The following is an 11,893-nucleotide window of genomic DNA, read 5'->3' on the forward strand; positions in this document are numbered from 1 at the left end:
TTTGCACAGCGGTGATTTGCTGTGTACTTTTCCGGGACATTCTATGGAGGTGAATTCGGTGGCGATTAATCCGAAGCTCCTGGTAATTGCTAGCTGCGGCGGGGCTGATAATACGATTAAGCTGTGGAATTTGCGGAGTGGTGAGTTGCTGCGGACTTTAAGGGGTCATTCTGACAATGTGAATGCGGTGGTTTTTAGCCCGGACGGTAAAATATTGGCAAGTGGCAGTTCGGATGCGACGAGTAAGGTTTGGGATGTGGAAAGTGGCAAGTTGTTGCGAACTCTTTCGGGGTTGAATGTTGGGGTGAATTCTGTGGCGATCGCGCCGGACGGTCAGATTCTGGCTAGCGTCAGCAATGATTATACGATTAAGCTGCGGAATTTGCACACGGGCAGTTTGTTGCGGATTTTAAATACTAATTCTGGAAGGGGAAAGGGTGTAACGAATTTAGGAACGACTGAGGCGGTGCATATTTTGCAGAATTATGTGAGTCGGGGCGAGTCGGTTGCTATCAGTCGGGACGGTTTGACTTTGGCTAGCGGGTGCGATGATAATACGATTAATATTTGGAATTTGCAGACCGGGGAGCTGTTGAGCACTCTTAAGGGACATTCGGGTACTGTGTACTCGGTGGCGATCGCACCTTCGGGCAATTTGCTCGCCAGCGGCAGTGCGGATCAGACTATTAAGATTTGGCGGTGCGATTAGTTAATGGGCAGTGGGCAGTCGGCAGCGGGCAGACAATTCCGGTTTTGCCCTTACGGGGTAGCGTTTTGAGCGAATTTGAAAAAAAAATTGGCTGGGGGGTTGCGCTAATGACTATAAGTTTGCTATATTAAGTTTCACTGCTGGTGTAACTCAGTTGGTAGAGTAGCTGATTTGTAATCAGCCTGTCGCAGGTTCAAATCCTGTCACCAGCTTTATTAGTATAATTTTGATAGATATAACTATCTACAAATCACAAGCTCTATGTTGACGATCGAGCAAATTGAAGCCGCTATCCTGGATCTACCACCAGATAAGTTTCATCAACTTTTGGAATGGTTTCTTGAGTTGGATTATCGGCGTTGGGACGTGCAGTTAGAACTAGATATTGCTGGCGGTAAGTTGGAAGATTTAGCCCAGGAGGCGATCGCAGATTTTGAGGCGGGGCGCTATCGGGAAATTTGATGCACTACACGATTCGTCGATTTTGGGAATGCTACAACGCTTTACCTGAAACCGTAAAGCTTTCCGCCGATAGATGTTACGAATTACTCAAAGCCGATCCAACTCATCCATCGCTGCATTTCAAAAAAGTCGGCAAGTATTGGTCAGTCAGAGCCGGACAAGACTACCGAGCTTTGGGTATAGGGATTGAGCAGGGTATTGTGTGGTTTTGGATCGGCGCGCACGCAGAGTACGATCGGCTTATTGGCTAACAGTAACATCAATTTTACCTAACGCAGCGCAGGCTGTTTTCAACCATTCAATTGTTGCTGCATCAAGTACGGGTTCCAGCTTCTCGACTACAGCAGCATGATAATTATTTAACCATGCGAGTTGAGTCTTTGACAGCCGATCGACATTTATTAATTTGCGCTCAAACGGAATATACGTCAGCGATTCAAATCCGTACCAAACCGTACCGTTTTTTGATGGCATTTCCCTGACAACATAGAGATTTTCGATGCGAATTCCGCCCCATCCCGGTTCGTAATATCCCGGTTCGATGCTCGTTACCATTCCCGCTTCCAGGGGATACTGCACAGATTTGCTGATGCCGTTTGGCCCTTCGTGACCGGCTAAAAACGCGCCTACTCCGTGCCCGGTGCCATGTCCGTAGTCTAGCTGTTCTTGCCATAATACCGCACGGGCGATCGCATCTAATTGCGCTCCCGTTGTTCCTTTGGGGAATTGTTGCATTGCACAGTTGATGTGCGCGATTAACACTGTGGTGTAGTGTTCTATTTGTAGCGCCGTCGGTTCTCCGATACTTATTGTTCTCGTATCGTCGGTTGTACCTGCTAAATATTGCGCGCCTGAGTCAAGCAGCAGCAATTCTCCGGGTTTTAAGGTGATTTCAGGGCTGGGGGTTCCGTAATGTACGATCGAGCTATTGGCTCCCGCACCTGCGATCGTTCTAAAAGTTAAAGTCTGAAAATCAGTTTCTTGCTGGTAAAATCTTTCAATGCTTTCTTTGACATCAAACTCGGTCACTACATTACCATTTTCTAGCTGTTCTGTCAACCACTTTAAAGTCAAAGTTTTCGCTCGACTTGCTTTGAAATTTGCTGATTTCATCTGCTCGATTTCAACGGGATTTTTGCGAGCTTTCATCCCTTCTACCGGATGAGTATCAAAAACTATTTCGATGTTGTATAACTGCGCTTCTTGATGGTTTAAGATTAACTGGTACGTGCCTGCTGTGCTGTGTTTCGGGTCTAAAAGTACCCGAACTTTATGTGGCAAATTTACGCAAATTTCTAATGTATGCGGATAGTCTGCATAAGGAAGCAAAGTTACATCCGCCCGCAATTCTTGCTTGATTTCTAGTGAAATCCGTTCGGTGTTTGTAAACAAAAACGCTGACTCTGGGGTGACAATGGCATAGGATATGAAAATGGGAATATGGGGAATATCCGAGCCTCGGAGGTTGAACAGCCACGCTATTTGATTCAGGTTGGTAATCGGAAGCACATCGATGTTGGCTTTTTGCATCGCTTCCCTGACTCGCGCTAATTTTTCGGCGGCGGTTTCTCCTGTCAGGGATGCAGGTAAGCTAAATATGAGCTCTGCATCAATCGCGGGTAAAGTCTCTGCTGTTTGCCAAGGAGTTTGCGATCGCACTTTGTCTGTCAAATTCTCCCGGATTGGTATGAACTCAATCTCCGCATTCGCGAATTTTTTCACCCAATTTTGATATTGCTCTGTCGCTACTGTAAACGGGTCAAAACCCAGGCGAACTTTTGTGGATTTTCCTGCCCATTCTACCGCCAGTTTTTCTAAAGTTTCAATTAAGGTTAAATTTCCTTCTAAGCCGAGTTTCGATATTTGAATAATTCCAGTATCGACTTGCAACTCGGCTTGTTCGTAATAGCGGGAATCCACAAACAACCAAGCGGCATCTTTACCAACCAACAAATCACCAGCGGAACCGGTAAAACCGCACATCCAAGCTCGCCGCTGCTTGGCTGCTGGAACTGATAAATTTAAGTGTTCGTCAACCGCTGGGATGAAATAGCAATCTAATTCATAATCGGCCATCAAATCGCGCAAGTCTGCCAGTTTTGCAGCGGAGGTATCTTGGATATTTGTATTTGCTTTTAAGTTAGTGGCAACCATTTTGAATTTTCCTATTTTACTTGTTTAAAATTGTCTTCAAACCTTTAACTAATCTCCTAATACCTGCGGTGGCGGTTGCTTTCTCCAAAGCACCGTAAGCAACACGCAAATAGCAGCCGCTATCCATGCCGAAGGTTGTACCGGGAAGCACTGCTACGTGATATTCGCGAATTAATTGTTCTACTAATTCCATTGTATCGATATCAGTATCAACTTTCAAGAAAAAGTAAAAAGCTCCAGCGGCTGGGGAAATTGTACACAAGTTTTGGATGGTATTGAGTTCGTCTAATACGAGTTGGCGCACAGATGCGATCGCCTTTACATAATTATCGCAGTAACCTCTACCAACTTGCAAGGCTCCCAGGGCTGCATACTGAGAAATTACGGGCGGACAAATTAAGATGGTATCTTGAATCTTTCTCACTGAAACCAGCAAGTGTTCTGGGATTACCATATACCCGACCCGCCAACTCGCAAAACCGTAGGCTTTGGAGAGGCTAAACAGAGAAATTGTATGTTCGCTGCTGTTGGGAAAAGCGGCGGGTGAACAGTGTTTGACGCCGTTATAAGTAAAATATTCGTAAGCTTCATCACTGATGTGATAAATGTTGTGCTGGCGACAAATTTCGTTAACTTCCCGGAGTGCTGCGACCGAATAAACAACACCAGTGGGATTATTTGGTGAAATGGTAACTATGGCTCGCGTTTTGTCGGTAATTGCTTTTTCTATAGCATCGATATTAAGTTGATAATTGGCGTCAGTTTCTACTATCACAGGTCGGCAACTTGCCATAATTGCCGCCATTTCGTGGTTGAAGTAATAAGGTGATTGGATAATAATTTCGTCTCCCGCCGAGGTGATGGCGAGAATGGCGTTGGTAAATCCCATATTGCTGCCGGCAGTAACGACAATGCAGTTTTTGCTGTTAATTTCTATGTTGTTATCTGTTTTTAGTTTGGCTGCGATAGCATCTTGTAATTGTGGAATTCCTTCCACGGCTTTGTATTTGTGATTGTCGGTATTTGCGAAGAATTCGGGAATTCGGTCAAATGATTCTTGTGGCGGATTGTAGTAAACTACGCCTTGTCCTAAAGATATTGTTCCCGGATTTTGGCGGATAAGTTCGCCAACTATTGGAATTATGGGCGACTGTACCGATTGCATCCGAGTCGCGTGATTTTTCATCATATATTATAGGTAATTGTAGGGACAAGTTTACTAATAATGTACGTCCTTAAGCAAGTTTACTATTTCACGCACGCGCCTCTCCACTTCAGGATCTATGTAATTCTATTTTAGAACCTTGTGGCGACTTAAACACTTTAACTTGTGCGGGCAATCTTTCGCCTAATTCTCGAACGTGGGTAATCACTCCAATCAGCCTGTCTCGCTGTCGCAAAGATTCTAAAATTTGAGTAACGCTTTCGAGAGTTTCGGTATCTAAAGTACCAAATCCTTCATCGAGAAACAAGCTGCCCAAGTGAGAGCCTTGAGACAGTTTTTCTGACAAAGCTAAAGCCATTGATAAGGAAGTTGCAAAGGTTTCGCCACCGGAAAGAGTGCGTACTCGTCTAGCTTCGCCGCCGTTCCAATTATCTGTTACCCAGTATTCGCCGTCTTGGTTTCTTAATTTGTAGCGATTTTCGGTTAATTCTTGCAAAATTAATGTGGCGCTGACGACTAATTCTGCTTCTAAATGTTCTAGAATGTAAGATTGAAATTCGTTGGATTTGAGATTCTGCGCTAAGGTGTGATAAGTTTGCTCTTGTTCTGTGAAATTTGTGATTTGCTGTGACAGTCTTTCGGCTTGTTCGAGATTTTGGGCTGCTACTTGAATCCAAGCTAAAAGTTCGGCGCGGTTGTTGTTGGCTTGTTTGAGGTTTTCTTGGGCGGTATGTTTTGCCGATCGCACTTGTGCTAAATTATTCTCATCGGTAGTTCTGCCTGCGATCGCCTCGCTCAAATCTTTCGCCCGCGTCTCTAACTGAATTTTTGATTCGCGGTGAGAGCGAATAGCATTTTCCCATTCTGATTGTTCCTTAACTGTCGCAACCGCGGCTAAAAATGTCTCTTCTGTGAAATCAGCCGCCGTTAATTTTGCTGACCATTCCAGGTTTAGCTGCTGTTTATGAGCCTGGGCTTGCCCAAAAGCCTCTCCAGCTTGTTGCTCTCTCTCTGCTGCTTGAATAACCTTATTTTGAGCAGTTTGATATGATTTTTCGGCAACTTTCAGCAGATTGGCCAAGTCTTGCTTGTCTTGTTCTAAGACTTTTGCTAAATTAGCATAAGGTTGATATTCGGTAATTTGATAAAGCGCATTTACACAACTTTGCAACTGCTGGTGCCGGCGGTCTGATTCGGCGATCGCATCTTGATATTCCTGCTGTTTAGCTGCTAGATTCGCCACCGCAACATTAAATCTTTCCTGAAAATTATCATATTCCAATGATGCCAGTTGGAACTGCTGTTCGGTTTCGCGGTATTGGCGATCGCTCTCTTTAAGGATTGCCAACTCCTGCTGCAAGCCCAAGCTTTCCCAATGAGTAGTTTCCAGAACTTGAGCGATTTGCTGCTGCAATTCGGCAACTCTATTCGCAGTTAATGCGAGCATTTGAGCAATTTCTGACTCTTTTTGCAGGCAGGCTGAAACTGTACTTTTTGCCTCAGCAGCCAAACTTTGAGCATCTTGAAAAACCTGATTTGCCGCCGCCAATTTCCGCCGCAAACCAGCTACATCAACAATATTAGAATTCGGCAAAGGAGGCAGACTTTCGCTCTCAGGATGCACCCCCCCGCACACCGGGCAAGTATCCCCAGGATTCAGCGACATTCTGATAGCAGTCACACTCTCTAAACGTGCGGCTTCCGCATTAGCGGTTTCCGCCGATTCTAACTCGCGGCTGCACTCTTTTAGCCGGAGTTCAACGGCTTCTAAATTAGTGGTAACCTCCACATATTTTTTTTGAGCGCTTTCCTTCTCTGTGATCGATTTATCCAACTGTTCTTGCTGAGTCTTTTGCTGCTTGGTAATTAGCTGAAGTTCCATCAATAAGGGTGAAATTTGCTGCAATTGCTCTAAACGCTTTCCTCCTAGCGAATACTGTTCGAGCTGTGCCGCTGCTTGAGTAACTCGAAAACCTGCGCCTTGAATTTTAGTGTTAGCAGCTTGCAGTTCTTTATCTGCTGCTTGAAAAAGGCGGAGTTTTTCCTGTTGAATTTTTTGGGCAAGCGCAACTTCTTTTTCTAATTGAGCGCGCTGTTCTTCATATACTTTAGCAACAGCTAGAGCATCTTCGCGAGCCTTAATTTGTGGCGCTAGCACCTCTTCTTTGGCTTTTGCCGCGTCAAGTTGCTGCTGCTCTACTGCTAGCTCAGAGCGAGCTTTAATTAACTGCTTTCGTGCTGCCACCGAGGCACTTTCGGCCGTTTCATACTGACTTCGAGCCGATCGCACTAAAGCCCAATCTCCCTGTAAATGATTGGCAGCTTGCGCTCTTTCTAAACGCTGTGCTAAAATTGTTACCTCGGCAAAATTAGCATTTAATTTAGCCAGTTCTTGTTGCAGCTCTTGCCAGCGAACGATTTGCGAAAATAGCTGTTCCTCTTCATCTAGATCCTTCTGAGCTTTCATAACGGCGCGATCGAACTCAGGCAACTGCTGCTCTAAAATCAAAAGTTGCGATCGTCTTTGATCCACCTCATCCGCCGTCGGCGCACTTAAATCCGCTAGCTGCCTTTCCACCATTTCCCGTTCCTGTTTCAGCAACTTTGCGAGTTCATTTGTTTCCTTCCGCATCTGCTCAAAAATCTCAAATCCCGCTAGCTGCCGCAAAATTTCCCGGCGTTTTGAAGTATCCCCTTTAATAAATTCATCAAACTTGCCTTGAGGCAGAACAATTGCTCGCGTAAAAGTATCAAAATCCATTCCTAAAATCTGTTCAATGGTATTTTGAACAGCAACGATACTCGTCCCCAAAGTTTCCCATTCCCCATTTTGCCAGTTGTCCAAAATCACCTTATTTTCCGGAGATTTCGGACGAAAACGCCACCTTCGGGTCACCCGATACTGTGCCGAACCCACAGAAAAACGCAACTGCACTTTTAAATTTTCGCTACCTTGACTTGCCAAATCACTTACTTGTTTGCCGCTGCGAGTAGTAGTGCCAAAAAGAGCGTAAGTCATGGCATCTAACAGTGAAGATTTTCCCGCACCTGTAGCACCAGTAATTGCAAACAAATCGAGTTGAGAAAAATCTAAACGCTGTTCCTGGCGGAAGCTGGTAAATCCTTCGAGAATAAGTTCGAGTGGACGCATACTGATTTTAAATTTTAGATTTGGGGTTTTAGATTGTTATATTCAGGTCTACTGTCTTCCTTGTACAGTCTTCCCGATCCCCCCTAACCCCCCTTAACAAGGGGGGGACAAGAGTATTATCAAAGTCACCCAACAACCAGGGGGATTTAGGGGGATCTAGACTCAACTACAAGCGACATTGAGCGTGGGTTTCAGTCTTAAAACTATTTGAAATTTTAGATTGTTGATGTGGGATTGTATCTTTTTACCCATTTAATTGTTAACTGTTTCCTTAAACTTCTTGTACAAATTTTGAAATTCCTCCAATACGGTCGGTTTCGGTGTCGTTCCCAAGCGGTTTTGATAATAGTTGCAAAACTCTGCTGCCGGATCGAAATTATTGGGATCGATATTAGTTATTTCTGTTGCTTCTAGCGCTGCATCTGGATAGCGCGGTTCAATTAACAGCGCTTGAGAACAAATTTGGCGCACTCGATCGGCAAGTCCGATTTGCGGACTGTCCAGTTCGACAATTACTTTCAAGAAACCCGGGTGATACTGATGAGCTTCTAAAGTTTCATCAAGATTGTCGTTATGACATTTAAGCACTTTTAACGGCTTGTGGCAAGCCACAGGCTTAAATTCCACCTTTGCCTGACTTCCCGGCTCAACTTCTATCAAGCAAAATCCTTTTTCCTGTTCCGCTTCTCCAAAATCTAACTGAATCAAAGAACCCGAATAATAAGCGGGAGAAGTCTCAGAAACCCGCTGGTGAATGTGGATGTGTCCGAGGGCAACATACTGAGCTTCCGGCGGCAGAGTTTGCGATGAGAGCAGGTATTTTTCTCGCGTGTAATAAGCGACTTCGGATTTTGCCAACCGAGCGCCATCAATGCTCATGTGTCCCATGAGAAAATTGACCGTATTGTCTCTAAAATCCCTGGTTAAATCTTCGAGTAAATATGCTACGATTTCGCGGTAATCTTTTCGGCGATCGGCATCGCCAGACTGCCAGAGAGAATTAGCATCTAACAGTCTTTGTTCGGAAGCAAAAGGCATCGCTCCCACACAAAGTTTACCGCTTTTTGTATTAAGAGTAATTGTGCCACCGTCTGCCGAAAGCCTGGGTTTGCCTAAAGCGCGAACACCTGCGAGGGAAAGCAATTGCGCGATGCTGTCGATGCGGGATGCCGAATCGTGATTACCGGCGATCGCAATTGCGGGAATTCCGGCGGCTTGGAGTTCGCAGAAAAAGTTATAAGCAATGCGTTCGGCGTAAGCGGTGGGGTTGGGTACGTCGAAAATGTCGCCCGCGACGAGCATAGCATCGACATCCAAGGCTTTTGCTTGCTTCAAAATCTGTTCAAGGGCGATCGCAATTTCAAAAGTGCGATCGATTCCTCGAAAACGTCGCCCTAAATGCCAGTCAGCAGTATGAATTATTCGCATAGTACGAGGAGTATTTTGTTTATTTTAATACTTTGTGCGATAGCTGCTATATGAATTGATTCATTCTCCGGCTGTTATACTCACTCCGACAGCCGATTAACTCGAATTAGTAGACTTCTCAGTGTTTCTAGATTAGAAATAGCTTCATTAATGCGTACAGCCAACCGTTCCCAGTTTTGGTCGTTTGTGCAGACAATTATGCCCGTATGGCAGAGTTTAACGTATACAGTCGAATAAAATCCGGTCTATTTAATGTCAAAACTGCCCGATTATTGCTAATAGCAAAATCTAGAACTTCTTCATCCGGAATCTTTTGGTTAGCATTCCCCGCTTCTTGAACTGTCAGCACATCATGACCAAAATTTCGCAGTAATTTTACAACAGGAAGCGGGGATTGTTCATCTGCATAAAGACCCGCCACAGTTTATGCCTGTTCCTGTTCTCGAATTGCTCTTTCAATCTCATCAGGATATGCCTCAGCATAACTAAAAGCATTCACCAAATCTACGGCACTCAGATCGGGATGACCTTCTAGAATATGAGCATCCGTGGCACTTTGACGGCGATAACTTACCAACAGCCAAACAGGAATCCGAGTTTTTCGGATACAGGCTTCTCCGCCCATGACACCGGGAGTCTTTTGAATTCCCGGCCAAAAGTTGGTTAAACTTTGGGCGAGAAATTGTATAGCTTGAGCCTTTTCTTCGGGAGTTAAAGCCAAGAGTTGCGGTTGCAATTCTTTGAGTGTCATCTTCGTATTAACTGAAGTCATAAATATTAAGTTTTGTCGTCCTAGAGGTATTCTAGCACTATTATACTCACAACTTTCATTCCACAGGCTTCACATCGTGAAACCGAGTATAATCAACCACCCGCCCTCCCGTCGCCGATTTCAAAAGAATATCTACAAACCGCATATTCCACATAATTTCAGAGGCGACAAAAGAATGTCGCGCGTGAATAGTTTGCGAAACGGTTTCGTCAATTCCTGTTAAAGTAATTACAATTTCCGCTTGCTGTTCCATCAAGTCTTGGGCAGTAAGTTGGTACAAAGGACTGCTCTCCTCAATTGCGTGCATAACCGTCCAAGTTAAAGCAAAAATCGGAGAGTGACTCCGCATCAATTGCAAATCGTAAAAACGCCGCATAAATTCTCCTTCCGCTGTTACCTCGTCGCGGATCAAAGTAGCTCGCTGCTGCGCTTCTAAAATCTGGTTAAAACGCTGATTAGCAGTGCGGTACATCAGAGTCGGAACACCGTTAAAAGGAGCGATTACAGCTACGCGGCTGAAGATAACTCTGGCTGTTGGTCGAGAAAATCTAGCAAAAGCCAGTCCCGTCACCATTGCAACTCCCCACAAAGCAAAAAGCGCTTGGATCGCAACTATAGTATTAGCGTAATCATTGCGCGGATACATAGCGCCGTAGCCGATCGTCGCCATTGTTTGCACGCTGAAATAAAAGGCATCTTTGAAAGAACCCGGTCGCGCGTTAGCAATGCAATCTCCTCCCGCCAAGTAAGCTAAGGCAAATAAAGAATTCGTGACTGTATACGACAGACAAATGAGTATGAAAAATCGCGGCCAAGAAAGAATTAGCAGCCTGTGGTAGAGGTCGGCAAAATGCAGGCGAGGTACTCCCAACTTGACAATATTTAAGGAGAATTGTCCTTTGCGGCTGACTAAACGAGCTTGTGGCTGGCGGTTGCGGTGAATTTTCATTGCGATTTGTAACTGCGGCTGTTTCAATTTGTAACTATTGCTTTGAGCGGCAAAACTTATCCTTTAGACTGATGTCTGATTCCAAAAATGCGGATAAAAGCGGAGTTTAGAAATGGTTGAGCTTAACTGGCATGACTGTGTCGTTATGGTTTCTTTTGTGGCTTCTATTGCGGGTCTAGTCCTGCTGGGTGATAATCGCAACTCGCAGCCAACGGACGATCGCACTTTGAGCGAGGAAATCCTAATCAAGATGAGCTTTACTTACTCGATAGTGTACTGCATCTCTTTTTTCGGGCTGAAACTTCACCTACCCGAAGATAGCTGGTTATTGCTCAGTTTAAAGCTGACTACGGTTCTTTCTTACTTATTGACTGCTTCTAGCATACTCAGCCTGCCGCTGCAACGCATGGCTGTCCGACAAGTTGAAGATTAAAAAAAAGCTTTTGTAGTGAGGGCTTCAGTTCTTTTAATCGCGGTGAATAAAAACTAAAGTCCTGACTGCAAAGCTATTTGAGTAATATTACGCGGCGATAAGCTCACAGCTAGCTGTGAGCTTGTTTAATGGTTTATGATGTCAGGGATGCAGACTAACGCGCCCAAAATGGCTAGGGTCGATCGCACTCATACTTGAAATTGCCACCCTGTTTCTGCTGTCCCTGGGCTGCGGCCATCTCATCGAGTATCCGTTGGCGAAGCCGGCGCATTAGCGCATAGCAGTATGCAACGAACTTAGTTGCTTAGGATTTAAAGCCTTTAGAGCTTTTCTTTTTCTCCTGCGGTTTAGACTTTGACTTATTAACTTCGCCTAAAGCTTCCTGAAATAAGTTGTGCAGGTGCACGGGAACGCTGGCAATTTCCGGGAGTTCGGGTTCTAAGGGTTTTTTAAACTCTTGCAGCAGGGCATCTAAATCGCGATCTATCTGAAAATCTGTACGTTCCAATACAGTTTGCAAAATTTGTTCTAATTTCGCTGGATTAACTTGAGCTAACCGTTGCCAAATCCAGACATTAATTGCAGGATCTTCGAGATAGTTACGCACCAGCTTTTCGTAACCGGGAACGGTTGAAAAGTTTTCGGCTGCTAGCAGTGCAGTAAATTGAGC

The 11,893-nt window shown here is 44.8% G+C and carries 10 protein-coding genes, 1 tRNA gene and 2 pseudogenes; 5 read left to right on the forward strand and 8 right to left on the reverse strand.

The features are described from left to right. The 4 genes and pseudogenes from QUA38_RS23030 to QUA38_RS23045 all read left to right on the forward strand — a co-directional run. Positions 1-709, forward strand: a pseudogene (locus QUA38_RS23030) (WD40 repeat domain-containing protein); the annotation flags it as partial. 139 nt (positions 710-848) lie between these two features. Then, positions 849-921: transfer RNA gene (locus QUA38_RS23035), tRNA-Thr, on the forward strand. Positions 922-970: 49 nt separating this feature from the next. Next, on the forward strand, positions 971-1,171 hold the full coding sequence (locus tag QUA38_RS23040) for a hypothetical protein (RefSeq protein ID WP_333165950.1): 201 nt from the start codon (positions 971-973) through the stop codon (positions 1,169-1,171). Continuing rightward, a complete protein-coding gene (locus tag QUA38_RS23045; protein ID WP_333165953.1) occupies positions 1,171-1,422 on the forward strand; it encodes a ParE family toxin-like protein in 252 nt (83 codons plus the stop codon). The genes QUA38_RS23040 and QUA38_RS23045 overlap by 1 nt, the downstream gene beginning before the upstream one ends. Here the strand turns inward: QUA38_RS23045 and QUA38_RS23050 are convergent. The 7 genes from QUA38_RS23050 to QUA38_RS23080 all read right to left on the reverse strand — a co-directional run bounded on the left by QUA38_RS23050 (position 1,412) and on the right by QUA38_RS23080 (position 10,790). Further along, entirely contained in the window at positions 1,412-3,325 is a 1,914-nt protein-coding gene (locus QUA38_RS23050) for an aminopeptidase P family protein (protein ID WP_333165956.1), read from the reverse strand. The two genes, QUA38_RS23045 and QUA38_RS23050, sit on opposite strands and share 11 nt — an antisense overlap. A 16-nt stretch (positions 3,326-3,341) precedes the next feature. Continuing rightward, on the reverse strand, positions 3,342-4,511 hold the full coding sequence (locus QUA38_RS23055) for a pyridoxal phosphate-dependent aminotransferase (protein ID WP_333165968.1): 1,170 nt from the start codon (positions 4,509-4,511) through the stop codon (positions 3,342-3,344). An 88-nt stretch (positions 4,512-4,599) separates the two neighbouring features. Next, positions 4,600-7,641 carry an SMC family ATPase gene (locus QUA38_RS23060; protein WP_333165958.1) on the reverse strand — a complete coding sequence of 1,014 codons (3,042 nt, stop codon included), beginning with the start codon at positions 7,639-7,641 and terminating at the stop codon, positions 4,600-4,602. A 252-nt stretch (positions 7,642-7,893) separates the two neighbouring features. Beyond that, positions 7,894-9,069: an exonuclease SbcCD subunit D gene (locus QUA38_RS23065; RefSeq protein WP_333165961.1), complete on the reverse strand. Its 1,176-nt coding sequence runs from the start codon at positions 9,067-9,069 to the stop codon at positions 7,894-7,896. 196 nt (positions 9,070-9,265) lie between these two features. Then, positions 9,266-9,490 carry a DUF5615 family PIN-like protein gene (locus QUA38_RS23070; RefSeq protein WP_445305092.1) on the reverse strand — a complete coding sequence of 75 codons (225 nt, stop codon included), beginning with the start codon at positions 9,488-9,490 and terminating at the stop codon, positions 9,266-9,268. 3 nt (positions 9,491-9,493) lie between these two features. Beyond that, a complete protein-coding gene (locus tag QUA38_RS23075) occupies positions 9,494-9,820 on the reverse strand; it encodes a DUF433 domain-containing protein (RefSeq protein WP_333165971.1) in 327 nt (108 codons plus the stop codon). A gap of 76 nt (positions 9,821-9,896) precedes the next feature. Continuing rightward, positions 9,897-10,790, reverse strand: a complete 894-nt coding sequence (locus QUA38_RS23080) for an ion channel (RefSeq protein ID WP_333165964.1) — start codon at positions 10,788-10,790, stop codon at positions 9,897-9,899. 112 nt (positions 10,791-10,902) lie between these two features. On the opposite strand from QUA38_RS23080, the gene QUA38_RS23085 reads away from it, so the two are divergent. Next, positions 10,903-11,223 carry a hypothetical protein gene (locus QUA38_RS23085; protein WP_333165966.1) on the forward strand — a complete coding sequence of 107 codons (321 nt, stop codon included), beginning with the start codon at positions 10,903-10,905 and terminating at the stop codon, positions 11,221-11,223. Positions 11,224-11,527: 304 nt separating this feature from the next. Here QUA38_RS23085 and QUA38_RS23090 read toward each other — a convergent pair. Beyond that, a pseudogene (locus tag QUA38_RS23090) lies at positions 11,528-11,893 on the reverse strand (hypothetical protein); the annotation flags it as partial.

This window comes from Microcoleus sp. Pol12B4 (genome assembly GCF_036701385.1).
GTDB lineage: Bacteria > Cyanobacteriota > Cyanobacteriia > Cyanobacteriales > Microcoleaceae > Microcoleus.